21 protein-coding genes are annotated in these 25236 nt (G+C 71.8%); 11 read left to right on the top strand and 10 right to left on the bottom strand.

Going from position 1 to position 25236, the window contains the following annotated elements; genetic code table 11:
* Positions 1 to 139: 139 nt before the first annotated feature.
* Together EV375_RS18100 and EV375_RS18105 are read left to right on the top strand one after the other, a co-directional pair.
* The gene (locus tag EV375_RS18100; protein ID WP_130300349.1) at positions 140 to 1582 is read left to right on the top strand and encodes an aminopeptidase P family protein; all 1443 of its coding nucleotides are present in this window, start codon (positions 140 to 142) and stop codon (positions 1580 to 1582) included.
* A 225-nt stretch (positions 1583 to 1807) separates the two neighbouring features.
* A complete protein-coding gene (locus tag EV375_RS18105; protein WP_486588750.1) occupies positions 1808 to 2809 on the top strand; it encodes a PP2C family protein-serine/threonine phosphatase in 1002 nt (333 codons plus the stop codon).
* Between the two features lie 235 nt (positions 2810 to 3044).
* Here the strand turns inward: EV375_RS18105 and EV375_RS18110 are convergent, their stop codons facing one another.
* Positions 3045 to 3527: an ATP-binding protein gene (locus EV375_RS18110; RefSeq protein WP_130300351.1), complete on the bottom strand. Its 483-nt coding sequence runs from the start codon at positions 3525 to 3527 to the stop codon at positions 3045 to 3047.
* 246 nt (positions 3528 to 3773) lie between these two features.
* On the opposite strand from EV375_RS18110, the gene EV375_RS18115 reads away from it, so the two are divergent.
* From EV375_RS18115 to efeB, 6 genes are all read left to right on the top strand, one after another.
* The gene (locus EV375_RS18115) at positions 3774 to 4667 is read left to right on the top strand and encodes a hypothetical protein (RefSeq protein WP_130300352.1); all 894 of its coding nucleotides are present in this window, start codon (positions 3774 to 3776) and stop codon (positions 4665 to 4667) included.
* Between the two features lie 109 nt (positions 4668 to 4776).
* Positions 4777 to 5502 (top strand): YcnI family protein, encoded by a 726-nt coding sequence (locus EV375_RS18120; protein ID WP_130300353.1) that lies wholly within the window; start codon positions 4777 to 4779, stop codon positions 5500 to 5502.
* Between the two features lie 214 nt (positions 5503 to 5716).
* Entirely contained in the window at positions 5717 to 6376 is a 660-nt protein-coding gene (locus EV375_RS18125) for an SCO family protein (RefSeq protein WP_130300354.1), read from the top strand.
* Positions 6373 to 6861 carry a copper chaperone PCu(A)C gene (locus EV375_RS18130; RefSeq protein WP_486588560.1) on the top strand — a complete coding sequence of 163 codons (489 nt, stop codon included), beginning with the start codon at positions 6373 to 6375 and terminating at the stop codon, positions 6859 to 6861. The genes EV375_RS18125 and EV375_RS18130 overlap by 4 nt, the downstream gene beginning before the upstream one ends.
* Before the next feature lie 11 nt (positions 6862 to 6872).
* Positions 6873 to 9149: a copper resistance protein CopC gene (locus EV375_RS18135; RefSeq protein WP_130300355.1), complete on the top strand. Its 2277-nt coding sequence runs from the start codon at positions 6873 to 6875 to the stop codon at positions 9147 to 9149.
* A gap of 247 nt (positions 9150 to 9396) precedes the next feature.
* Complete coding sequence (efeB, locus tag EV375_RS18140; RefSeq protein WP_130300356.1) at positions 9397 to 10647, top strand: iron uptake transporter deferrochelatase/peroxidase subunit; 1251 nt, start codon at positions 9397 to 9399, stop codon at positions 10645 to 10647.
* Positions 10648 to 10743: 96 nt separating this feature from the next.
* On the opposite strand, the gene EV375_RS18145 is transcribed toward efeB, so the two are convergent.
* Positions 10744 to 12177, bottom strand: coding sequence for an FAD-binding oxidoreductase (locus EV375_RS18145; RefSeq protein WP_486588561.1), 1434 nt, complete (start codon positions 12175 to 12177; stop codon positions 10744 to 10746).
* Positions 12170 to 12862, bottom strand: coding sequence for a TIGR03086 family metal-binding protein (locus EV375_RS18150; protein ID WP_130300358.1), 693 nt, complete (start codon positions 12860 to 12862; stop codon positions 12170 to 12172). The genes EV375_RS18145 and EV375_RS18150 overlap by 8 nt, the downstream gene beginning before the upstream one ends.
* A gap of 241 nt (positions 12863 to 13103) precedes the next feature.
* Between EV375_RS18150 and EV375_RS18155 the strand changes: the two genes are divergently transcribed.
* The gene (locus EV375_RS18155; RefSeq protein WP_130301935.1) at positions 13104 to 14093 is read left to right on the top strand and encodes a helix-turn-helix transcriptional regulator; all 990 of its coding nucleotides are present in this window, start codon (positions 13104 to 13106) and stop codon (positions 14091 to 14093) included.
* Positions 14094 to 14145: 52 nt separating this feature from the next.
* Here EV375_RS18155 and EV375_RS18160 read toward each other — a convergent pair whose 3' ends face one another.
* The 7 genes from EV375_RS18160 to EV375_RS18190 all read right to left on the bottom strand — a co-directional run bounded on the left by EV375_RS18160 (position 14146) and on the right by EV375_RS18190 (position 21658).
* Positions 14146 to 15000, bottom strand: a complete 855-nt coding sequence (locus EV375_RS18160) for an HAD family hydrolase (protein ID WP_486588562.1) — start codon at positions 14998 to 15000, stop codon at positions 14146 to 14148.
* On the bottom strand, positions 14997 to 16274 hold the full coding sequence (serS, locus tag EV375_RS18165; RefSeq protein WP_130300359.1) for a serine--tRNA ligase: 1278 nt from the start codon (positions 16272 to 16274) through the stop codon (positions 14997 to 14999). Before serS ends, EV375_RS18160 begins: the two co-directional genes overlap by 4 nt.
* 567 nt (positions 16275 to 16841) lie before the next feature.
* On the bottom strand, positions 16842 to 17771 hold the full coding sequence (gene pheA / locus EV375_RS18170) for a prephenate dehydratase (RefSeq protein WP_055484653.1): 930 nt from the start codon (positions 17769 to 17771) through the stop codon (positions 16842 to 16844).
* A gap of 214 nt (positions 17772 to 17985) precedes the next feature.
* Positions 17986 to 18708, bottom strand: coding sequence for an ABC transporter permease subunit (locus tag EV375_RS18175; protein WP_130300360.1), 723 nt, complete (start codon positions 18706 to 18708; stop codon positions 17986 to 17988).
* A gap of 14 nt (positions 18709 to 18722) precedes the next feature.
* Positions 18723 to 19640, bottom strand: a complete 918-nt coding sequence (locus EV375_RS18180; protein ID WP_130300361.1) for an ABC transporter ATP-binding protein — start codon at positions 19638 to 19640, stop codon at positions 18723 to 18725.
* Positions 19641 to 19689: 49 nt separating this feature from the next.
* On the bottom strand, positions 19690 to 20628 hold the full coding sequence (locus EV375_RS18185) for an ABC transporter permease subunit (protein WP_130300362.1): 939 nt from the start codon (positions 20626 to 20628) through the stop codon (positions 19690 to 19692).
* The gene (locus EV375_RS18190) at positions 20618 to 21658 is read right to left on the bottom strand and encodes an ABC transporter ATP-binding protein (RefSeq protein ID WP_130301937.1); all 1041 of its coding nucleotides are present in this window, start codon (positions 21656 to 21658) and stop codon (positions 20618 to 20620) included. The genes EV375_RS18185 and EV375_RS18190 overlap by 11 nt, the downstream gene beginning before the upstream one ends.
* 433 nt (positions 21659 to 22091) lie before the next feature.
* On the opposite strand from EV375_RS18190, the gene EV375_RS18195 reads away from it, so the two are divergent.
* Positions 22092 to 23843, top strand: coding sequence for an SDR family oxidoreductase (locus tag EV375_RS18195; protein WP_486588563.1), 1752 nt, complete (start codon positions 22092 to 22094; stop codon positions 23841 to 23843).
* Positions 23840 to 25105, top strand: coding sequence for a MerR family transcriptional regulator (locus EV375_RS18200; protein WP_130300363.1), 1266 nt, complete (start codon positions 23840 to 23842; stop codon positions 25103 to 25105). Before EV375_RS18195 ends, EV375_RS18200 begins: the two co-directional genes overlap by 4 nt.
* The last annotated feature ends 131 nt before the right edge of the window (positions 25106 to 25236 follow it).

The following is a 25236-nucleotide window of genomic DNA, read 5'->3' on the forward strand; positions in this document are numbered from 1 at the left end:
CGCGGACCCACAACCGGCCCGCACAGGGCGCCGGGCGCCTCCCCCGGCCACGCCCTCGGGCCCCCCTGACCAGCTTCCGCGCACCCCCGGGCCCCCATACGATGGAAAGCGGTCGAAACACCGGAATCAGGAGGCAGACGTGGCGGAATCCGCCGACGAGCAGCCGATCAAGCAGCGGAAGAACGGCCTCTACCCGGCCGTATCCGACGAGCTCGCCGAGAACATGAAGAGCGGCTGGGCCGACACCGAGCTGCGCGGGCTCGAACCCGTCCCGCAGGCCGGGCACACGGCGGACCGGCGTGCCCGCCTCTCCGCCCGCTTCCCCGGTGAACGACTGGTGATCCCCGCGGGCAACCTCAAGACCCGCTCCAACGACACCGAGTACCGCTTCCGTGCGTCCGTCGAGTACGCATACCTCACCGGGGACCAGACGGAGGACGGCGTACTCGTCATGGAGCCCGACCCCGCGGGGAGCGGACACCAGTCGACGCTCTACCTGCTTCCACGTTCGGACCGCGAGAACGGCGAGTTCTGGCTCGACGGCCAGGGCGAGCTGTGGGTGGGCCGGCGGCACAGCCTCAGCGAGGCCCAGCAGTTGTACGGGATCCAGTGCGCGGACGTGCGCGAACTGACGGCCGAGCTGCGCACGGCCACGGGCCCCGTGCGGGTGGTGCGCAGCTACGACGCGGCGGTGGAGCAGGCGCTCACCGACAAGGTCACCGCCGAGCGCGACAACGAGCTCCAGATCTTCCTCTCCGAAATGCGCCTGGTGAAGGACGAGTTCGAGATCGGGGAGATGGAGAAGGCCTGCGCGTCGACCGTGCGCGGCTTCGAGGACGTCGTGAAGGCGCTGGACAAGGCGGAGGCGACGTCCGAGCGCTACATCGAGGGCACGTTCTTCCTCCGCGCCCGCGTCGAGGGCAACGACGTCGGCTACGGCTCGATCTGCGCCGCCGGCCCGCACGCCACCACGCTGCACTGGGTGCGCAACGACGGCTCCGTCCGCTCCGGCGAACTGCTGCTGCTGGACGCGGGGGTCGAGACGGACACCCTCTACACCGCCGACGTCACACGGACCCTGCCGATCGGCGGGAGCTTCACTCCGCTCCAGCGGAAGATCTACGACGCGGTCCACGAGGCCCAGGAAGCGGGCATCGCGGCCGTCAAGCCCGGCGCGAAGTACCTCGACTTCCACCTGGCCGCGCAGCGCGTCCTCGCCACGAAGCTCGTGGAATGGGGCCTGCTCGAGGGTCCCGTGGAGCGCGTTCTGGAGCTGGGGCTCCAGCGCCGCTGGACGCTGCACGGCACCGGTCACATGCTCGGCATGGACGTGCACGACTGCGCCACCGCCCGCCGCGAGAGCTACGCCGAGGGCACGCTGGAGCCGGGCATGTGCCTGACTGTGGAGCCCGGCCTGTACTTCCAGCCAGATGACTTGACAGTTCCGGAGGAATACCGCGGAATCGGTGTACGCATCGAGGACGACATCCTCGTCACCGCGGACGGCAGCCGGAACCTCTCGGACGGACTGCCGCGCAGCAGCTCGGACGTGGAGTCCTGGATGTCGCGCCTCAAGAGCTGACCCTCGCCGGGCCGGGGCCGCCGACCGCCGCGCAGCGGCGCCGGAGGCCCGGCGGGCGGCCGGCACAACCGTTTCCGTACCCGGTTCGTCACATAGAGGTCCGGAATCGGGGTCAGATGCCTAATGTTGCACGTGTCGGGCATCCGTCTCGACGGGGGAGGAGAGCTCACGGTGGTCACGCTTCAGTTCCGGCCCCGGCTGCTGGCTGCGCTCCCCTACGTCGCCATGGGGATCGTCGCCGTCATCGACTTCACCTCCGGCCCCGCGGTCGGCTTCCTGCCGATGATGGCGCTGGGGCCGGCGTTCGCGGGGCTCATCGGGAACGTGCGCCGCAGTGTGGTGATCGGCGCGGTCGCGCTGGCCCTGACGCTGATGCTGAGCATCTACAACTCCCAGGTGGACAACCGTCGCGGCTACACGACCCTCATCGCCGTCACGGGGGTCGCCGTCGCCGGTGTCGCCGCGACGTCGATGCGCAAGCGGCGCGAGGCCGAACTGGCCAGCGTGCGCTCCATCGCGGAGGCCGCGCAGCGCGTACTGCTGCGCCCCGTGCCGCGCAACGCCGGTCAGCTGCGCGCCGCCGTCTCCTACACATCGGCGATGGCCGACGCCCGTATCGGCGGTGACCTGTACGAGATGGTGACGTCGCCGACGGGCGTGCGGATCATCGTGGGCGACGTACAGGGCAAGGGCCTGGAGGCCGTGGAGACCGCGGCGGTCGTGGTGGGCGCCTTCCGCGAGGCCGCGTTCGACGAACCGGATCTGATGGCGGTCGGCAAGCGCCTGGAGCGGGCGCTCGCCAGGCACCTGCTCGGCGAGAAGTTCGTGACGGCGGTGCTGGCCGAGGTGCGGGAGAGGGACGGTGCCACCCTCCTCAACTTCGGCCACCCCGCGCCGTTGATCATCCGGGCCGACGGCTCCGTGGACTACGCCGACCCTCCGGAACGTGCCCTGCCGCTCGGTCTGGACCTCGAGGACGGCCCGGCGCCGGTACCCCACGACGTGCCGTTCGTCCCCGGCGACCAGTTGCTCTTCTACACGGACGGAGTGAGCGAGGGCCGCGACCGCGCCAACCGCTTCTACCCGCTCGAGGAGCGCGGCGACCTGCTCAAGGACCCCGATCCGGACGCGGCGTTGACGGCCGTGCGACTGGACCTCGCGGATCACATCGGCGGCCCGCCGCACGACGACGCCGCGATGCTGCTGCTGCGCTACCGGGGCCGGTGACGTCGCCCGGGCACGGTCGCGGTCCCGGGCGTGCCCGAGGCCCTGTCGTTTGGATCTCCGCGGGCCCGCGACGACAGCTACGGCACCTCGCTGCGTTGTCGGGATCGCCCGAGTACGCCCAGTACGAGGACGGTCCTCCGCCTTGCGATGCACCGCATCTGACGCCGTGGGCCGATCCACGAAGATCCAAGCGACAGGACCTACGCGCGCGCCGGTCCGCCCCCGGCCGTCGGTCTCACCCCGCCGCGAGCAGCGGGCTTCCTCCGCTCCCGGCCGCGCGGGCCCCGCTGCCCGGACCTCCGTCAGCGTGCTGCCACTTGAGGGTCTTGTCGAACGTGACGACGGCTCCCCCGCGGCCGGGGCGGTTCCGTACGCGTACGTGGTCGGCGAGGGACGCGATCAGAAACAGCCCGCGGCCGTTCTCGGCGTCCAGGGGCACGCTGGGCGACGGGGCGGAAGTACGGAAACCGGGGCCGGAGTCGGCGACCTCGATGCGGCACCGGTCGCCGTCGAGGTAAGCGGTCACGCAGTAGGCGTCCGAGTGTTCGCCCCGGCCGTGCTCGACGGCGTTGGCACACGCCTCGGAGAGCGCGATCGACAACTCGAACGAAACCTCGCTGTCCACGCCGGCGCTGTCCATGGAATCCAGAAGCAGCCGCCGGGCGAGCGGCACGCTGGCAGCTTCGCGCCTCAATCGGAGACACCACCACATGCTCATGCTCAACCCTCCACAGGCCGAGGCTCGACGGTTCGGCCCCCGAAGAGACCACCCCGGCCATGCGCATACGTATTGCCGGTTGTGCGGGCAGTACGCACCCGTGTCTGCGCATGCCGTTCGTTCGGAGGACGCGAAGCCCTCCGGCTGAGCCGCCGCGCTCCCGCGCGCGGGCGGAAGGCGCACGATTCCGGGCGTTTCGACCCCTGGCGGATGGGGGCGCGGGCACGGTGAGATGATGACGCCGCCATGACTGCCGGGGCGGATCTCAGACTCCTGCGGGCCGCGGTCTTCACCGCGGTCTGCGTGGCGTTGTCCGCGGCCGGTCACTCGCTGACGGGCGGGCACAGCATGCCGCTGTGGTCCCTGGGCCTCGGCTTCGCCGTCGTCTTCGCGGTCGCGGCGCCGCTGGCGGGGAGGGAGCGCTCCCTTCCGGGGATAGCCGCGCTGCTCGCGGCGGGCCAGGTCGCCCTGCACACCCTGTTCGCCTGTGAACGCCCGGTCGCCGGGACCGTCCGGGCTGCTGCCGCCGCGACGCCGCCGGCGCACGGGGCTCACGCGGGCGGTCGGGGAGCCGAGTTGCGCAGCCTCGCGGCGCGGCTGCTGTGCGACGAGCAGTCCGCGGGGCGCTTGAGCGTCTCGCGGGCGCGGCAGATCGTCTCCGAGGCCGGGCTCGACTCCGGCCGGTTCGGGAGTCACGCGGCGCAGGCGGGGCACGCAGGCAGCGCCGGGCACGAGGCGGCCGGCGGCGCCGCCTCGGCCGACAGCCCTCTGGAGTGCCTGCGCACCGCCGCGCACGCCGCCATGAGTCTGATGGACGGCCCGATGCTCCTGGGCCACGTCCTCGCCGCCCTCGCACTCGGCTGGTTCCTGCACCGCGGTGAGGCGGCGCTGTGGCAACTCGTGCGGCTCTCGGCCCGGACGTACCGCACGGCCGTCCGCCACGTGCGGGCGTCGCTCGGTGCCGCGCTCGCGCACGTGCGGGCCCTGCGTGGCGGACCGGTCCCGGAGATGCCGGCCGGGACCGGCCTCCTGGACGCGCACCGACACGGAACGGCTTGTTCCGTTCTGCTTCAGCACTCGGTCAACAGGCGAGGTCCGCCGCGCAGTCCGCAGCAGGAGAACCTCGCACTCGCGGCCTGACGCACGGCGCCCAAGGACGGAACGACGGCGTGCGGCCCTGCCGCGCACCCACTCGTGCGCCCGGATACGTCCGTCACGCGTTCCGTCCTGTCATTCAGGAGCACCCACCATGCAGACCAGTACGCGCCGCCGCCTGACCGCGGCAGGCACCCTCGCAGCCACAACCGTTCTGCTGTGCGCGGGGCCCGCCTTCGCGCACGTGTCGGTCGACCCGGAGACCGCCGCGCCGGGCGGCTACAGCGTCGTGAACTTCAAGGTCCCCAACGAGCGCGACGACGCCTCGACGACGAAGCTCGAAGTCAGCCTCCCCACCGACCACCCGCTCGCGTCCGCGATGCCGCAGCCGGTGCCCGGCTGGGACGCCAAGGTCACCAAGTCCAAGCTGGACAAGCCGATCGAGGTGCACGGCGAGAAGATCGAGGAGGCCGTCACCAAGATCACTTGGACCGGGGGGGAGGTGAAGCCGGGCGAGTTCCAGCAGTTCCCCGTCTCCATGGGCGAACTGCCCGAGGACGCCGACCAGCTCGTCTTCAAGACCCTCCAGACCTACGACAACGACGAGGTCGTGCGCTGGATCGAGGAGCCCAAGGAAGGCGCACCCGAACCGGAGAGCCCGGCTCCGGTGCTGAAGCTGACGTCCGCGGCGGCCGGCGACGCCAAGGGCGGCGACGGCGGAAGCTCGGAGAAGGCCTCGGCGCAGAGCGGTTCGGACGACGAAGCGGCGGCCGGCGGCGGGACGGACACCACCGCCCGCGTGCTCGGCGTCGTCGGCATCGTCGCCGGGGTCGCCGGCGTCGCCTTCGGCGTGCTCGCCGGACGGCGCCGCAGCTCATAGGGCTTCTCCGGCCGGTCTTCGACAACCGGCCCGCGGCGTCGCGGGCTGGGGGACCGGCCAGAGCGGGCCCAACCGGGCCGGTGCGGGTGCCCGTGCCCACGCGGTACGGGCACCCGCCTCACCGGTCGACCGGTCCGTACGGCGAGCTCCCAGGGGCCGCGGCCGTGCGGCGTCAGTGCTGCCAAGCAGCGACAAGTCAGAAAGCCAGTGCTCTATGCGTAACACCACAACCATCGGTGCCGTGGCTCTCGCCGCGGCCGGCGTCCTCGCCCTGGCGGGATGCGGCGGCAGCGCCGAGGAAGGCGGCAACGACAAGGCCGTCGCCTCCGGCGCACCGCAGAAGAAGGGCGGAGTCGTGCTCGACAAGCCCTTCGAGAAGCCTGACCTCACCCTCACCGACACCAAGGGAGAGAAGTACGACCTGGTCGAGGAGACCAAGGGCAGGCCGGTGCTGCTGTACTTCGGCTACACCCACTGCCCGGACATCTGCCCGCTGACGATGAGCAACATCGCCGTGGCCAAGTCCAAGCTGACCGCGGAGCAGAAGAAGAAGCTGCGGGTCGTCTTCGTCACCTCCGATCCCAAGCGGGACACCCCGAAGGAGCTGGGCAGCTGGCTGCGCGGCCAGGACCCCTCCTTCACGGGTCTGACGGGCGACTTCGACACCATCCAGGCAGGGGCGCGCACGGTGGGCGTCAGCATTGAGCCTTCCTACAAGAAGAAGAACGGCGATGTGGTCTCCACCCACGGCGCGCAGCTTCTCGCCTTCTCGCCGAAGGACGACAAGGCGCACGTCCTCTACACCGAGGGCAACACCACGCCGCAGATCCTGGAGAAGGAACTCCCCGCGATCATCAAGGGGGAGAACCCGTGACGCACAGCTCCCGCTGCCGCCTCGCCGCCGTGCTGCCCGTAGCGGCGGGACTGCTCGCGCTCAGCGCCTGCGGCTCAGGCCAGGACCCGGCTTCCGGTTCCGGTTCCGGAGACTCCGGGCCGAAGTTGTCCGTGAGCGGCGCCTACATGCCGGAGCCGGTAACGAAGGACATGGCGGGCGGCTTCCTCACGGTGAAGAACACCGGCGGCACCGCCGACAGGCTGACCTCCGTGAAGAGCGGCGCCTTCGGCGAGGCGCAGTTGCACGAGACCTCCGGTCAGCAGATGCAGCGCGTGAAGTCGCTGAAGGTGCCCGCGGACGGAACGCTGCGGCTGAGCCGGGGCGGAAACCACATCATGTTCCTCAATCCGGAGCGGAAACCGGTGGAGGGCGAGAAGGTGCGGGTGACGCTCCACTTCAGCAAGTCCGGCGACATCGACGTCTCGATGCCGGTCGAGGCGACGAACTTCGTACCGAAGAAATGAGGGACTGACCCGTGCCGCTCACCACCAGGCGTCCCCGCCCGCGTCAGCACGCGGCCGCGCGCCGCGCCACACCCGCCGCGCTGTTCCTCGCGCTGCTGGGCACGGCGCTGTGCGCGCTGCTCACCGTGGTCGTCACCGCCGGTCCGGCAGCGGCCCACGCCGTGCAGACCGGCAGCACGCCGGCGGAGGGCCGGGTGGTGAGCAGCGCCCCCGAGCAGGTCACCGTGACCTTCTCCGAGGGCATCTCGATGTCGGACGGTTCGATACGCGTGCTGGGACCGGACGGCAAGCGCCTCGACACCAACAAGGTCCGCGAGGTGCCCGGCAAGGCGAACACACGCGCCGTCAATCTGAAGCCCGACGGGCCGAAGGGCACCTACACCGTCGCGTGGAAGGCCGTCTCGGACGACAGCCACCCCGTCGCCGGAGCGTTCACATTCTCCGTCGGACACCCGTCGCAGACGTCGGCGAACGTCGCGGACGAGAGTCAGGGGACGGGCGGCGGCCCGGCCGGTGCGCTCTACCAGGTGGGCCGCTACGCCGCGTACGCGGGCTTCATCCTGCTCGTCGGCGGGGCCGCCTTCGTCCTGGTGTGCAGGCCCGGGAAGACCGCGGTGCGGCGGCTGCAACGGCTCGTCGTGACGGGGTGGCTGACGCTCACCGGCGCCACCCTGCTGATGCTCCTGCTGCGCAACGCCTATACGGGCACAGGCCAGTTGAGCGAGGTCTTCGATCTGGGCGGGCTGAAGGACGCGCTCGGTTCGAAGCCCGGAGCCTCTCTCGCCGCCAGGCTGCTGCTGCTGGGGACGGCGGCAGTGATCATCTCGGTGCTCTTCGGCTCGTACGGGTCCGGCAGTGAGGAGCGGACGTCCGGAGGACGCCCCGAGGAGCAGCGCGAGGGACAGCCCGGGGGCGAGCGCGAGGCACGCTCCGAGAAGCGGCGTGAAGAGCAGCACGAAGAGCAGCGCGGGGCGCGGGAGGAGCAGGACCGCGGACGGGACGTCACGCTGGGACTCACCCTCGGCGGCGGCGTCGTCGCCGTCGGGCTCGCGACGACATGGGCCGTCGCCGAGCACGCCTCCACGGGTCTCCAGCCTCAGGTCGCGATGCCCGTGGACGTCGTCCATCTGCTGGCGGTCGCCACGTGGCTGGGCGGGCTGGCCTCCCTGCTGACGGTGCTCCACCGGGGGCCGTCCCCCGAGCGCACCGTCGTGCGGCGCTTCTCGCAGGTCGCGTTCGGCAGCGTGGTGGTGCTGGCGGTGACGGGGCTGTACCAGTCCTGGCGGCAGCTGGGCACCTTCACCGCGCTCACCGGTACGTCGTACGGGCGGCTCCTGCTGGCGAAGGTGGGCCTCGTCGTGGTCCTCGTCGGCCTCGCGTACGTGTCACGGCAGTGGACGTCTCGGCTGGGCGAGGTGCGCGGCGAGACGGGCACGGACGCCGCGGCCGGCGGCGTCGGGGCCGAAGCCGGCGGGGACACCGCCGTACGGGAGGAGGTACGGGCGACCGTCGGCGCGGCGGCGCACAGCACCACCTCCGGCACGCCCCCCAGGACCGGCGCCCGCGAAGAGGCGGACGCAGCCGGTGACGAGCACGGTTCCGGAACGGGTTCCGCCGGTGCCGCGGCGGACGCCGGCCCCGGCGACGCGGCCGAAGAGACGGCCGGAACCGCCGGAACCGCCGCAACCACGGCGTCCACCGATCGTGCCGCCCAACTCGCCCGCCAGCGCGCAGCCGTGGCCCGCGAGCGCCGCAGGAAGGAGCGCGAGGCGGACCCCGAACGTGCCGGTCTGCGCCGCTCCGTACTCGCCGAGGCAGCCGTTGCGGTCGTGCTGCTCGTCGTGACGACGGCCCTGACCGTCACCGAGCCCGGCCGCACGGAAGAACTCACGAAGGCCGGGGGCGCCCCGGGTGCCGGCACCGGGCAGGTGAGGGAAGGCCTCACCCTCAAGCAGAAGATCCCCTTCGACACCGGCGGCCCGAACGGCAAGGGCACGGCTCTGCTGTGGATCACGCCCGGCCAGGCGGGGGGCAACTCCCTGCGGATCATGACGGACGACCCGGACGGGAAGCAGCTGCGCACCGAAGAGGTGAAGGCCTCGCTCACCCTCCCCGAGCAGAACCTCGGCCCGTTCAAGGTCGAGTTCGAGCGGATCAACGACGCGAAGGGCCGCTGGCGTTCGGAGATCGTCCAGCTGCCGGTGGCGGGACGGTGGAAGGCCTCCGTCACCATCCGCACCTCGGACATCGACCAGGTCACCGAGAGCAAGACCGTGCAGCTCGACTGAGGCGGCACCGGACGCCGCCACCCCGACACACACGGACGAACCATGTGAACTCCGGCTGGTTCCGAGATATAGCTGAACATCACGAGCGCGATGTTCAAGGTGCGCGATATCCGAAGTGCGCGATGTTCAGGCGCCGGCCCAGCACGAGGAGAGAAGCAGGTGCACACATGAACAAGCGCGGTCCACGCCCCCCACCCGTACACACCTCCCCCGCACACACGCCGGACGACGACGCCAGGAAGCAGTCATGACACAACACGACCACGAACCTCAGGGCGTCTCGCGCCGCCGGCTCGTCAGCACGGTCGGAGCCGCGGGCGCCACCGGCCTGGCCGTCGGCGCGACAGGCGGCGCGGTCGCACAGGCCGTGGCCCGGGACGCCCGCGCGGCCCCGACACCGCTCACGTCCGTCGGCTCGACGCGCGTGGCCTTCCACGGAAAGCACCAGGCCGGCATCCTCACGCCGCTGCAGTCCATCGGCCATCTGCTCGCCTTCGACCTCGTCGCCGGCGCCGGGCGCAAGCAGGCCGCCGCGCTGCTGAAGCGCTGGTCGAGGACAGCACGCGAACTCATGGCGGACGAGGCGACCGCGAACCCGACGGGCATCTCCTACGACGCCGGGCCCTCCTCGCTCACCATCACGTTCGGCTTCGGCCGCTCCTTCTTCTCCCGCACCGGTCTGGAGAAGCAGCGGCCCCGCGAGCTGGCGCCGCTTCCCGACTTCTCCGGCGACGCCCTCGACAAGACCCGCTCCGACGGCGACCTGTGGGTGCAGATCGGCAGCAACGACCCGCTGGTCGCCTTCGACGCGCTGCGGGAGATCCAGCGTCAGGCCGAGGGAACGGCACGGGTGCGCTGGCAGATGAACGGCTTCACCCGCACTCCCGGAGCCACCCGCCGTCCGATGACCATGCGCAACCTGATGGGTCAGGTCGACGGCACCAACAACCCCAAGCGCTCCGAACCGGACTTCGACAGGCGCATCTTCGTACCGTCCTCGGGGTCCCCGGCGTGGATGGCGAACGGCTCGTACGCCGTCGTGCGCCGCATCCGGATGCTGCTCGACGACTGGGACAAGAAGTCGCGCAAGGAGCAGGAGAAGGTCATCGGCCGTCGCAAGTCCGACGGTTCCCCGCTCAGCGGCGGCACCGAGGACACCGATCCCGATCTCGAGGCGCGGGGCGCCGACGGCAGCCCCGTCATCGCCGCCGACGCCCACGCGCGCGTCGCCGCGCCCGAGACGAACGGGGGAGCGGCCATGCTGCGGCGCCCCTTCTCGTACCACGACGGCTTCCGCGACGACGGCGCGCCGGACGCCGGTCTGCTCTTCATCGCCTGGCAGGCGGACCCGCAGCTGGGCTTCGTGCCCGTGCAGCGGAAACTCGACCGCGGTGACGCGCTGTCGCGGTTCATCCGGCACGAGGCCAGCGGACTGTTCGCCGTCCCGGGCGGCCCCGCCAAGGGCGAGTACGTCGGGGAGCGCCTGCTGGAGGGATGACCGCAGCGCGCCGGGACGGCCTGTCCAGGGTTGCCGTCCCGGCGCGTTGCTCTGCCCGTCCGTCCCGGCGCGTTGCTCTGCCGCTCTGTCCCCGCGCTACGGACCGTGCCGCCCCCGCGGCTGCTCCCGGGCCAGGGGCACGTGGTGGAAGCGGAAGAGGTTCGACGGGTCGGCCGACGCCTTCTGCGCGGTGAGACGCGCGCGGTCGCCCGGCGAGAACGCGGCTGCCGTTCCACCGGGCACGGCCCACGCTGAACGCCCGTAGCGGAAGTTGAGGTTCGAGCCGACCGTCCACGGTGCCACCGCTGCCAGCACCCGCTCCTGGACCCGGCGCAGCTCGCCGGACGGGGAACCGGCCGGGACCGCCAGCACCACCAGCAGATAGCCCGCGTCGCGTCCTCCCACGGCGTTCGGCACCGCGGGCTGCCGCGAGAGGGCGCCGCCCATGTGGCGCAGGCCGAGCACAACCATCGCCGGCGCCTCCGGGCCGGTCGCCTCCAGCACGGAACGCAGTGTCGCCCGGTCCGGCAGCTCCTTCCCGAGCAGCGCGTTGGCGCCCTCGTAGGAGTGCGGCCGGTCCGGTTCTTTGTAGACGCTCCAGGATTCGGTGTACGGCATCGTCCGCAACGTCTCCGCGATGCGCGGGCCGGCCGCGCGCAGCGGTGCGATCAGCCGCTCACCGTCCGCCTCGTCGCCGTCGTACGCGATCTGCACCTGCGCCACGTGTCTGCCGCGCAGATGGCCGGGGAGAACCGGGATGTCCGGGTAGGTCATCACGGTCACCGACGAGGTCAGGCGTTCCGGAACGGTCGCCGTCCACTCCCGCCACGCCTCCATCACGTCCTCCGCCGACCCGCCGTCGAACATCAACTGGCCGCCGTAGAACCGCTCGACGGGTACCAGCCCGATCTCCAGGCCTGTCACGACACCGAAGTTGCCTCCCCCGCCGCGCAGCGACCGGAAGAGTTCCGGATCGCTTTCCGCGGTGACGTGCCGCACCCGCCCGTCGGACGTGACGACCTCGGCGGCGCTCACATGGTCGGCGGCGTACCCGAACTCGCGGGCCAGCAGCCCGACGCCGCCGTGCAGGGTGTACGAGACCGCGCCGACCCCGGGACCGGAGCCGCTCAGCGGGGCGAGCCCGAACCGTCCGGCCTCCTCGACGACTTCGCCCCAGCGCACCCCCGCTCCGATCCACGCGGTGCGGGCACCGGCGTTCACACGCACGTCCGTCATGCGGCGGGTGCTGACCAGCACACCGCCCGGCAGCGGCACGGACAGACCGTGGCCGGTCGCCTGCACGGCCAGAGGCAGCCGGTGCTCGGCCGCGTACTCCACCGCGGCCGAGACATCGGCGGCCTCCGTCGCGCAGACGACCAGGTCCGGGTGGTGCCGGTAACCCGACTGGAAGCCGGAGACCTCGCCGAGGTACCGCTCGTCGGAGGGCAGCAGGAGCGGGCCGCGGACGCGTCCGGCGGGGAACGCGGGAACTGCCGCCCGCGATGCGGCCGTTGGCGAACCGTCACCCACGCGCGCCGTCCTGCCTCTCCTCCGGGGGGACGGCCGGGCCGTCGCCGCCGGTCCTCGCGCCCGCATCCCATTCGCGGCCCAGCCAGGCAGCCAGGCGGCTGTAGTCGTCCGCGTCCTCGGGAACGCTCACCGGAGGCCCGAACGGCACGCCCTCACCGCGCTCCTCCGGGACCGCCCGACGGGCCACGCCCAGCGCGAACGTGCCCAGTGCAGGGTCCAGCAGATCCTGCCGTCCGAGCGCCTGCGCCAGGTCCCAGGAGTGCGTGACGACTTCCATCACGCAGCCCGCCAGCGCGAACCGGCCCGGCATGGTGCCCCACGGGACGGTGACCGGCGCGTCGAGCTTCGCGTCGTCGGCCCAGGCTGCCGCGAACCGCTCGCGGGCCTGCGCGTACGGCTCCCGCCAGCCCTTCTCCGGTACGCCGGAGAGCCCCGAGTCGACCCGGGCGTCCGGGTCGACCTCGCCGGGACCGCCGCCCTCACCGGCCTGTGCGGTGCGGAGCGTGCCTCCCACCACGTGGCTCAGCAGGCTGCCCACATCGAACCCGGCGCACGGGGTGGGAGTGGTGAGGGCTCCGGGCCCGACCGCGTCGAAGAGGCGGGCCATCTGTTCGGCTGCCCGTTCGTGGACGGGCCGGGGATCGATCGCGGGGTCCGGGGTGGCGGCGGACGGATCGGCGTTCATGGGAAGGGCTCCGTTCGGACTCGGGAGGTCAGGCGGCACGGGCAGGCGGACCGGACGCATCAGGTGTGCCGGAAGCCGGGGCACGGACTCGGCCCCCTCCGGTCCCGGGACGCGCAGGCGCACACCACGGGCCCGGGGCGGCCTGCGGTGCCGGCCGTGCCGGCGGCGTGGCCTGCGTACGCAGAGACCTTCCCGCCTTTTCCTGACACCGGCCGTCAGGTTTTCCGGCATGCTGGCGAGTGTGAAGTCGGACCGCCTGCTCTCGATCCTCCTGCTTCTCCAGACCCGTGGCCGCGTGCCCGCCGACGAACTCGCACGCCGCCTGGAGGTCTCCACGCGCACCATCTACCGCGACATCGAGTCCCTCTCCACCGCCGGCGTCCCCGTCTACGCCGAACGCGGCAGGCATGGCGGCATCTCGCTGCTCGCAGGGTTCCGCACCGACGTCACCGGCCTCACCTCGGACGAGGCTCGCGCGCTGTTCGTACTCGCCGCACAGGGCGCACACTCGGCCCTGGGTCTGGACGGCGCACTCGGTTCCGCCCTGCGCAAGGTCATGGCCGCGCTGCCCGCCCCGCACAGGCCCGCCGCGGAACTCACCAGCCGCCGCATCCTCGTCGACCCCGACAGGTGGCTGGCCCGGCCGCGGCCGTCCGTCGACCTCGACACCCTCAACACGGCCGTCTTCACGGACCGGCGAGTGCGCATCCGCTACAGGCACGGCGGCGAGACCACCACGCACACCTACACGGTCGACCCGTACGGACTGGTGGCGAAGGCCGGCACCTGGTACCTCGTGGCGGACCGGCGCGGCCGTGCCCAGCTCTTCCGCGCGGACCGCGTCCTGGACGCGACGGTGACGGAGGCTCCCGTGCAGCGGAGGAAGGGCGTCGAACTCGCCGACGCCTGGGAGGTGTTGCGGCGCCAGGTGGAGGAACGGCCCGCGAAGGTACGGATCGAGGCGCGCGTCCGCCGTCCGCGCCTGGAGATGTTCCGGCGGATCGTCGGCCCGTTCGTGATGGACGTGCACGACCGGGCGGCGGCCGGGGAGGGGGCAGCGGAACCCGGTGACGACGAGTGGGTGCCCGTCGAGATCGCCTACCCGGTGCTCTCCGCCGTCCGCCAGCTACTGCAGTTCGGCGCGGACGTCGAGGTCACCGGACCGGCGGAGGCCCGCACCGAACTCGCCGGCGCCGCAGCGTCCGTCACCGCCCTGTACGGCGGGCCGTGAAGGGACGGCCAGGGCTACCGGTAGGGCACGCCGGGCCCCGCCGGACTCCGGTTCAGGCGGCGAGCAGCCGCTCCAGCAGCACGGCGATGCCGTCCGCCTCGTTGGATTCGGTGATCTCGTCGGCGACGGCGAGGAGCTCGGGGTGCGCGTTGGCCATCGCGACGCCGTGGGCGGCCCACGCCAGCATGGGGAGATCGTTCGGCATGTCGCCGAACGCGATCGTCTCCCGTGCCGGGACGCCCAGCCGCCGCGCCGCGATCGACAGGCCCTTCGCCTTGCTGAGCCCCAGCGGAATCATCTCCACCAGGTCCTCGCCCGACATCGTGATGCTCACGAGGTCGCCCGCCACCATGCTCGCGGCCTTCGCCAGTTCGTCGTCGCCGAGGCCGGGGTGCTGGAGGTACAGCTTGTTCAGCGGCTGCGCCCACAGCTCGTCCCGGTGGGTGCACATGACGACCGGCAGGCCCTTGCCCTGTTCGCGGTAGCCGGGGCCGATCAGCACCTGGCCGTCCATGCCGTCCTGCGATGCGGCCACCGACAGCGGGCCGGTCTCCGCCTCGATCTTGGCGATGGCCAGCTGTGCCAGCCTCCGGTCCAGCGTCACCGACGTCAGTACGCGCTCGGCGCCCGCGTCGTAGACCTGCGCACCCTGTCCGCACACCGCCAGGCCCGTGTAGCCCAGGTCGGCCAGGATGTGCTTCGTCCAGGGCACGGACCGGCCGGTCACCACGATGTGCGCCGCGCCTCGCGCCGCCGCCGCGGCGAGCGCTTCGCGCGTACGGGGCGAGGCCGTCGCGTCGTCCCGGAGCAGGGTGCCGTCGAGGTCGGTCGCGATCAGCCGGTACGGGAACGGACCCTCGGCCCCCGAGCCGCCGGACCGGCTGTGCACGCCCGTCTCCGCGGTCACTCGCTCACCGGCTCCAGCAGCTCCCGCCCGCCCAGATACGGGCGGAGCAGTTCCGGCACCCGGACGGAACCGTCGGCCTGCTGGTGGTTCTCCAGCAGCGCGACGATCGTGCGGGGCACCGCGCAAAGGGTGCCGTTGAGCGTCGCCAGCGGGCGCACCTGCTTGCCGTCGCGCATCCGGACCGACAGCCGCCGGGACTGGAACTCGGTGCAGTCGGAGGTCGAGGTCAGCTCGCGGTACTTGCCCTGGGTCGGGATCCACGCCTCGCAGTCGTACTTGCGGGCCGCGGAGGAGCCGAGGTCGCCCGTCGCCACGTCGATCACCTGGAAGGGCAGCCCGAGCCCGGTCAGCCACTGCTTCTCCCACTCCAGCAGGCGCAGATGCTCGGCCTCGGAGTCCTCGGGCGCGACGTACGAGAACATCTCGACCTTGTCGAACTGATGGACGCGGAAGATGCCGCGGGTGTCCTTCCCGTACGAACCCGCCTCGCGCCGGAAGCAGGGCGAGAAGGCGACGTAGCGCAGCGGCAGCCGCGAGGCCTCGATGATCTCGTCCATGTGGTAGCCGGCGAGGGGGACTTCGGACGTGCCGACCAGGTACAGCTCGTCCTTCTCCAGGTGGTAGACGTCCTGCGCGGCCTGGCCGAGGAAGCCGGTGCCGTCCATGGCCTGCGGCTTGACGAGTGCCGGGGTCAGCATGGGCGTGAAGCCCGCCTCGGTGGCCTGGGCGATCGCGGCGTTGACCAGGGCGAGTTCCAGCAGGGCACCGACGCCGGTGAGGTAGTAGAAGCGCGAGCCGGAGACCTTCGCGCCCCGCTCGACGTCGATCGCGCCGAGCAGCTGCCCGAGTTCGAGGTGGTCCTTCGGCTCGAAGCCCTCCGCGGCGAAGTCGCGGGGCGAGCCGATCGTCTCGCGGACGGTGAAGTCCTCCTCGCCGCCGACCGGCACATCGGGATACACGACGTTGCCGAGCTGGCGCAGCAGGCGCTGGGTCTCCTCGGCGGCCTCGTTCTGCTCGGCGTCGGCGGCCTTCACGGCGGCGGACAACTCGCCTGCCTTCTTGAGCAGTTCGGCCTTCTCGTCGCCGTCCGCCCTGGGGATCAGCTTGCCCAGCTGCTTCTGCTCGGAGCGCAGTTCGTCGAACCTGACACCGGACGACCTTCGCCGTTCGTCGGCGGCGAGGAGGGCGTCGACGATGCCGACGTCCTCTCCACGGGAGCGCTGGGATTCGCGGACGCGGTCGGGGTCGTCGCGGAGGAGTCGGAGGTCAATCACCCCGCCAGAGTACCGGTGGGACCGCGTCGGCTCGACCGAGTACCTGCCCGTGGGATTCGCGGAAACGGGGACGCCGTAGCGGAATCGGGGCGGTGCGCGGGGCGGCCGGCGGCATCGCCGACGGGAGGCGCAGATGACCGTCGCAGGCGCTCCCACCTGCCATCTCACCGCTCCACGAAGGGAGTTGAGGAAGCGTCGGACAACAGCGGGGCGGAGAACTTATCCACAGAGCACGCAACTCCTCGCGTTGTTATCCACAGGAGACGCCGAGGGGTTGTGGATTGCGGAGGAGATCGTTCCTGGGAATCGGCCGCCACCCGGGAGATCCCGGAACAAACCTGTAATAAGCACTCATTCGAGGGGGGTTGACTCACACGGAAGAGGGATCTGAGGGAATTGCAGTGACGAAACCGCACGCCACGCGTTGGGGATGCGTTTGTGGTCTCCATGCGGCTTTGTCCGTAACGCCCGTTTTGCTCCCTCTAGTTGTACACAACCCACCCGAGAGCCTGTGGATAACTTTGGGCGCCGCACCGGATGTCCCTGCACAGCGCCGCACGGCCTCGTTCAGCCCCGCCCGTCCAGGCACCGCGTCAGCCAGTCGGCAGCCTCCACGAACTCGGCGTCCGTCGTCCCCGGACGCTCCGGAGCGTGGCCGCCGTCCGCACGCGGATACGAGCCGAGATAGCGCACCTGTTCGCAAGCGCGCTTCAGGCCCATGAGCACGTCCCCCACCCGGCGGTCCTGCAGATGGCCCTCGCAGTCCACCGAGAAGCAGTAGCGGCCGATCCCCTCGCCCGTCGGCCGCGACTCGATGCGCATCATGTTCACGCCGCGCGACGCGAACTCCTGAAGCACCTCCAGCAGCGCACCGGGATGGTCGTCGCGCAGCCAGAAGACGACCGAGGTCTTGTCCGAGCCGGTCGCGGCCGCCGGCCGCGCCGGGCGTCCCACGAGGACGAAGCGGGTCGCCGCGTTGTCCGCGTCGTGGATGTCCGTCACCAGCGGCTCGAGCCCGTACGTGGCCGCCGCGAACTCACCGGCGAACGCCGCGTCGTAGCGGCCCTCCTGCACCAGCCGCGCACCGTCCGCGTTGGACGCCGCGGACTCCCACAGCGCGTCGGGGATGTGCTCCGCCATCCAGCGCCGGACCTGCGGCTGCGCCACCGGGTGACCCGTCACGGTCTTGATGCTCTCCAGCGGCGTTCCCGGGCGGGCCAGCAGCGCGAAGGCGATGGGCAGCAGGACCTCGCGGTAGATCATCAGCGGGCGGCCGCTCGCCAGCTCGTCGAGCGTCGCGGTGACGCCGCCCTCCACCGAGTTCTCGATCGGGACGAAGGCCGCCGCGGCCTCGCCGTTGCGTACGGCGTCGAGGGCCACGGGCACGGACACCATCGGGATCAGTTCGCGGGTGGCGGCTTCCGGGAGGGTGCGCAGGGCGGCCTCGGTGAAGGTCCCCTCGGGACCGAGGTACGTGTAGCGGCTCGCTGATGACATGAGCCCACGTTAGCCGCGCCGGCGACGGAGCGTTTCCGGCGTCTCATCTGCCGGGCGACCGGCCGGCGCTCGTTGACGCGAGGCGCCCGCGCCGCGACGGCTGCCGCTCGGCGGCCCGTGACGGGGGGAGGCGAACGGGGCCACGGTCGCGTGACCGTGGCCCCGTTCGTCGTTCCGCCGGATGACGCCGGATGACGCCGGCGGGAAGGCGGTCTCACTCCTCCCCGGCGAGGGTGAAGACGCGCAGCCTGCGGGCCGCGTACCAGGCGCCTCCCAGGGTGGCGACGACCAGCAGCGTCACACCCGTGGCCGTGCCGACCTCCGAGGTGATGCCCGCGCCGCTGCCGCCGACCTTCTGCGCCAGCGTCAGGGCCCACTGCTGCACGGACAGCTCACGCGCCCCCGGCACCAGGCTGCCGAAGAGTGCCTCCCAGATCAGCGCGTAGACCAGGCCGAACACCACGGCGTGCCGTGAGACGGTGCCCAGCAGCAGGAACAGCGCGCTGTAGGCGACGGATGCCGCGGCCGCGGCGGCCGCGTAGGCCACGGCGATCTGCTGCCCGTTGCCGTTGAGGATGTAGCCCGCGAGGAACATGGGGACGGCCGAGAAGGCGACCGTCACACCGATCGCGACCAGCAGCTTCGTCACGACGATGCTGGATCGCCTGATCGGTTTGGCCAGCAGGTAGACGACCGAGCCGTCGTCGATCTCCGGGCCGATGGCGCCGGTACCGGCGACGACGCCGATGAGCGGCACGATCGTGGCCATCGCGAAGCCGCCCAGCAGCTGCTTGGTGACGTCGTCGTCCACATCGCCGAGCAGGCGCACCGCCACGGCGACGAGGAGCAGCAGCGCCGGAAGCGCGCAGAGCAGCAGTGCGCGGCGGCGTCCGAGCAGGGCCCTCCAGGTGAGCCGTGCGACTGTCGTGTTGTACATCGAGAGGGCTCCCTTCAGGCCGCGACGAGGTACGAGAAGACGCTCTCCAGGGACTCGTCCGAGGGCGAGACCGTGTAGAGCCGGATGCCGTGCTCGCGGGCGAGCCGGGGAAGGACCTGCGTGAACCGGCCGAAGTCGATGGCCTGGATCTGCAGTGCCTTCTCGTTCCAGTCCAGCTCGATGGCCGCCGTGGAGTCGTCGGCGATGAGGGCCGCCGCGAGGTGCCGGTCGTCGCTGGAGCGTACGAGGTAGCGGTGCGGGCGGTCCGTCATCAGGCGGCGGATCTTGCGGAAGTCGCCGCTGGCCGCGTGCCTGCCGGCGACGACGACCTCGATGTGGGACGCGAGCTGCTCGACCTCCTCCAGGATGTGCGAGGAGAAGAGCACCGTGCGGCCCGCGTCCCCCATCTGCCGCAGCAGCTGCATCAGCTGCATGCGCTGACGCGGGTCCATGCCGTTGAACGGCTCGTCGAGCAGCAGCACCGACGGGTCGTGCACCAGCGCGGACGCCATCTTCACGCGCTGGCGCATGCCCTTGCTGTACGTGGAGATCTTGCGGTCCTGCGCCTGCTCCATCTCGACGGTGGCCAGCGCCCTGCGGGCGGCCGCCGCCGGGTCGGCCAGCTTGTGCAGCTCGGCGTTGGCCAGTACGAAGTCCCAGCCGGTGAGGAAGTCGTACATCCCCTCACGCTCGGGGACGAGGCCGATCTCCTTGTAGGCCGCCTGGTTGCGCCAGATCGGCGCCCCGTCCAGCGTGACGGTCCCCGTCGACGGCGGCAGGAACCCGCCCATCATGTTGATCAGCGTGGACTTGCCCGCACCGTTCGGGCCCAGCAGGCCCGTCACGCCCGGGCCGATGTCCATGGTGATGTCGTTGACGGCGACGACGTTCCCGAACCAGCGGGAGGTGTGGTCGATATGAAGAATGCTCATGGGCGCAGCCCATTCCTTCGAAGGGTGGCGGTGGGTGACGGGAGGGCGGTCACAGCCCGGCCTTTCGGTAGCGGCGCAGCAGCAGGGCGTAGGTGCCGGCGACGAGTACGGCGGTGAGCAAGGCGTACGCGGACGCCTGCGCGTTCGTCAGGTCCGGCGGGCCGCCCGGGAAGGCGTGCGTGCCGTCCAGGAACTTGCTCTGCAGGCCGTCGATGAGCGACCCCGGCGACGCCAGGCCGATCCAGCCGATGGCGGAGGTGTTGTCCTGGGAGGCGCTGATCCCCTGCAGGGCGCTGACGAGCATGTAGGGGATCGTCAGCACGGCGATGATGGCGGCGACCCCGAAGCCGCGCCTCGGTGTCGCCGCGGCCACCGCGAGGGCGAGGCCGGCGTGCAGCACCGAGAAGACGGCGCAGCAGACGAGTCCGTACGCGAAGCCCTTCGTCTCGTCGCCGAAGTCGAGCTTCGCCAGCATCGCCCCGACGTAGAGGATGAGGACGGACGTCGCCGTGAAGACGAAGATCGCGGCGGCGAGCGCGGCGTACTTGGCGCCGACGTAGTCCCCGCGCCGGATGGGACGCGAGAAGTACAGCGGCACGACGCGGAAGCGCAGGTCGAGAGAGACGGCCTGCGGCGCCATGGCGGCGATGTAGACGCCGATGACGGGCTGCATCTGGATGACGTACGCGTTGTAGTCGATCGGCATCTCCTTGGCCTTGGTGAAGACCGTGACGGCGACGACGATCGCGGCGGGCACGCACATGACCGCGAAGAGAATCATGGGCAGCACCTTGGACTTGGCCGACCGGCCGAGTCCGTAGGCGCCGCGCAGCGACTGCGCGAAGAGCGAGGTGCGGGCATAGCCGCGGCCCAGGCGCGGGCCCTCGTAGTTGCGGTAGCCGATGTTGTGGATGACGTCCTCGCCGCGCTGCCCCGGCGGCTTGCCGGCGGTCGCGACGGGCGTGCTGCCGTGAGGCTCAGGCGACATCGCCGCTGCCTCCCTTCTGCGGCTGGAGTTCACGGCCGGCCGCGGGAGCTCCGGAGCCGGCCGCGGCGTCGGCGGAGTGGGCCGAAGCTCCGGCGCCGGGCTCAGAGTTGAAGACCTCCGCGATGTGGTGGCGGCGCTGTTCCATCCGCACCAGGCCGAGGCCGAGTTCTATGACGGTGTCGCGGACGGTGTCGTACGCCGACTCGTCGGTGGCGTCGACCATGAGCACATGTCCCGCGCCGGGCGCGCCCGCCGTGCCGGGGGACTGCGCGGACAGACCGGCGGCGGCGAGCGCGGAGCGCAGGGCCTCCGTCCCGTCCGGGTGGGCGTCGGTGTCGGTCACCTCCACCGCCAGGGACGCGGTGCTCTTGGTGAAGTCGGCCGTGCTGGAGGCACGCAGCAGTTTGCCGCCGTCGATGACGACGACGTGGTCGCAGGTGCGTTCCAGCTCGCCCAGCAGGTGGGACGTGACGAGCACCGAGATGCCGAAGTCCGTGTGGACGCGGCGGATCAGCGCGAGCATCTCGTCGCGGCCGACGGGGTCGAGGCCGTTGGTCGGCTCGTCCAGCAGCACCAGCTTCGGGTCGTGCACGAGAGCCTGCGCGAGCTTGACGCGCTGCTTCATGCCCGTCGAATAGCCGCCCATGGGGCGGTAGCGCTCCTCGTACAGACCGACGTGGCGCAGGGTGTCGGCCGTGCGTTCACGCGCGGCGGTGAAGGGGAGCCCGGACATGCGCGCCATGTGGACGACGAACTCGGTCGCGGAGACGTCGGGCGGCAGGCAGTCGTGCTCGGGCATGTATCCGACGCGCTCGCGGATCGCCTCGCCCTCCTGTGCCACGTCCAGTCCGAGGACGGTCGCGCCGCCCTGGGTCGCGGGGGAGAGACCGAGCAGGATCTTGATGAGGGTCGACTTTCCGGCCCCGTTGGCGCCCACCAGGCCGGTAACACCCGGTGTGATGCCCACGGTCAGCCGGTCCAGCGCGGTCACCCGTGGGTACCGCTTGGTCAGGCTTTCGATAGCAATCACAGTCACCCTCCAGACGCTATGGCCTCAGGGCCGTGTGTCACGTCCCTCTGGGGGGCTGGATGCGACTGGTACCGAAGGGTGATGCTCCCTTAAGGGGGTCGTAGGACAAGGCAGGCGAAAACCCCGTGGGTCAGGCGGTCCGCCCATGGACCACCGCAGTTGTCCACAGGCTTGAGCGGTCTGTTGACTCCGCCATCGTCCGTTGTCACATTGACCGGTGTCGGATACGCGGCGAGGTGGAGACGTGGGTCCTGACCCGCCTCGAAGGGCTGGGGGAACTGTGGGCGAGCGGAACGGCGGCGTGACCGGCGGCGCGGGCGGGGAGCAGGGCGCGGGTCGGCGCCGGAAGCCTTCCCGTGGGCCGGACACGGGTGCGGGTCGGGGCCCGCGTGCGGACGCGGACTCGGGGCTGGAGGGCGCGCGGGAGCGACGTGTGCGCACGCCGGAGGGCGTCGAGCTGTGCGTGGCGGAGCTGGGCGAGCCGGAGGCCCCCACAGTGGTGCTGATCCACGGCTACCCGGACAGCAAGGAGGTCTGGTCGAGGGTCGCCCCGCGGCTGAGTGACCGGTTCCACGTGGTGCTCTACGACGTCCGCGGCTGCGGCCGCTCCTCCGCCCCGAAGCCGCTGCGCGGCGGTTTCACGCTCGAGAAGCTGACGCAGGACTTTTTGACCGTCGCGGGCGCGGTGTCCCCCGGGCGGCCCGTGCACGTGGTGGGGCACGACTGGGGTTCCGTGCAGGGCTGGGAGTTCGCCACCTCGGCAGAGACCAGGGGCCGGATCGCCTCGTTCACCTCGATGTCGGGCCCGTCCCTCGACCACTTCGGCCACTGGATCAGGAAGCGGGTGAGGCGGCCCACGCCGCGGCGGCTCGTGCAGGCCGTCGGCCAGGGTGCCCGCTCCTGGTACATCTACATGCTGCACACCCCGGTGCTGCCGGAACTGGCGTGGCGGGGGCCGCTGTCGCGGGCCTGGCCGAAGCTGCTGCGCAGGGCCGAGAAGCTTCCGGCCGACGACTACCCCACGTCCTCGCTCGCGCGCGACGCCGCGCACGGCGCATGGCTCTACCGCGACAACGTCCGCTTCAGGCTGCGGCACCCCCGCGAGGACTGCCACGCCCATGTGCCCGTCCAGATGATCACCCCGACTCGCGACGCCTTCCTGAGTGAGCGGCTGTACGACGACGTCGAGTCGTGGGCGCCCGGCCTCGTCCGGCGGACCCTGGACGCCAAGCACTGGATCCCGCGCAGCCGGCCCGATCAACTCGCCGTCTGGATCGGCGACTTCGTCGACGCGCAGGAGTCCGGCAGGGCCGCCGGCCCCGACGAGCCCGTGCGCGTGTACGCGGGCGGCGGCCCGTACGCGGAGCGGTTCGGCGGTTCACTCGTGCTGGTCACCGGGGCAGGAAGCGGCATCGGCAGAGCCACGGCCCTCGCTTTCGCCGCTGCCGGTGCGCGGATCGTGGCGGTCGACGTCGACGGCGAACGGGCCGCGCGCACCGCCGAGTCGGCTGAGCGGGCCGGAGCCCCGCGGGCCTGCGCCGAGACGGCCGACGTCAGCGACCAGCACCAGATGGAGAAGCTGGCCGCCAGGGTCGCGGCGGACCACGGGGTCGTCGACGTCCTCGTCAACAACGCCGGCATAGGCGTCTCCGGTCCCTTCCTCGACACCACAGTCGAGGACTGGAAGCGGACGCTGGACGTCAATCTGTGGGGCGTCATCCACGGCTGCCGCCTCTTCGGCAGGCAGATGGCGGACCGGGGCCAGGGCGGGCACATCGTCAACGTCGCCTCGGAGGCGGCCTACCAGCCCACGCGGCTGCTGCCCGCGTACGGCACGTCGAAGGCCGCGGTCCTGATGCTCAGCGAGTGCCTGCGCGCCGAGCTGGCAGGGCGGGGCATCGGTGTCACCGCGGTCTGTCCCGGTCCGGTCGACACCGACATCACCAGGACGGCACGCTTCGTCGGCCTCGACGAGGCGGCGCAGCAACGCCGCCGGGAGCGGGTGGCCCGCCTGTACAAGCTGCGCAACTATCCGCCGGAGAAGGCCGCGAAGGCCATCTTGCGGGCGGTCGTGCGCAACCAGGCGGTGGCCCCGGTGACGCCGGAGGCCCGCGTCGTCCGGGCGCTCTCCCGGGTCGCTCCGCGCGTACTGCGGGGCATCGCGCGGATCGAGCCACCGCTGTGACGGGGGGCCCGAACGACCTCGCCGAACGCAGCACCGGCGGTGAGTACCGTATCGAGGACCTGGCGGGGCACAGCGGGGCCACCGTCCGCACGATCCGCGCCTACCAGGACCGGGGCCTCCTCCCCCGGCCCGGCAGACGCGGGCGGGCCAACGTCTACGACGACACCCACCTGACACGGCTGAGGCAGATATCCGCACTGCTGGAGCGGGGGTACACGCTCGCGTCCATCAAGGAACTGCTGGAGGCGTGGGACGAAGGCCGCGGGCTGAGCGGTGTCCTGGGGCTCGTCTCGGAGGTCGAGGGGCCGTGGACGGACGAGGAGCCGGAGCGCATGACCCGCTCCGGACTGGACGAACTCTTCGGCGAGGGCTCCGGCGACACCGACGGCGCCGTGGCGGAGGCGGTCGAGCTGGGGGTGTTGGTGCCGCTGCCCGAAAGGCCGGGCGAGTATCTTCTCCCCAGCCCGCAGGAGCTTGCCGTGGCCGCCGAACTGCACCGGGCGGGCGTGCCGTTGCTCGCGCTCACCGAGCACCTGCGCGAACTGCGCACCCAGGTGGAGGGCATAGCGGCCCGCTTCATGGAACTCACCGACGAGCACATCTTCCGGCGCTGCCTGCCTCCCCGCCCTTCGGACGAGGACGCCTCGGAGGCGGCCGGTCTCGTACGGCGCCTGCGCCCGCTGGCGAAGAAGACGGTGGACGCCGAACTGGCCCGCGCCATGCGGACGTTCGCCTCCCGCAGCCTTCGCGAACACCTGCGGCGGGCAGCGGACGGCGTGGAGGACGCGGGGTCGGGCGGGGCGGAGTGGGACGGGTGCTGGCCGGAGGACGCGCGGCCCGGCGGGGGAGCCACCGGCCTGCGGGGGCCGGGGGCCCGGCCATGCGGCGCCGACCCGGGTGCGTCGGTCAGAGAAGCGCCGGGCACGGCACCGAGCACGGAAGCACCGGCGAGGCGTGCGACCGCCCCGCGTGCGACCGCCGCAGAAGCGGCAGATGCAGAAGCGGCAGACGCAGAAGCGTCGGTCCCGGAGACGGCAGGCACGGAGACGGCGGACACGCAGACGGCGGACACGGAGGCCCTGGCCGGGGAGCCGGTGCGGGTCCCCGCCGCGACTCTGGCCGCCGTGAGGGAACTGGTCGGCGCCGAGCAGGCCGCCGCCTTCATAGCAGCGGCGGCCGAGCGCGAGGTCCAGGCCCGCGCCATGGACCGCCTCGCGGGCACCGGCGAGGCCCCGGCCGGACGAACGCCGGGCTCTCGATAGCGCCAACCGGCAGCATCGACCGCCCGGACGCGCCGGACGCGCCGGACGCACCGCACCACGCACCCCGACCGAACTCTCGCCCGCACCACCCTCACCGCACCGCACCACGCACCCCGATCGCGCCCTCTCCC

This window comes from Streptomyces sp. CNZ301, from assembly GCF_004217425.1.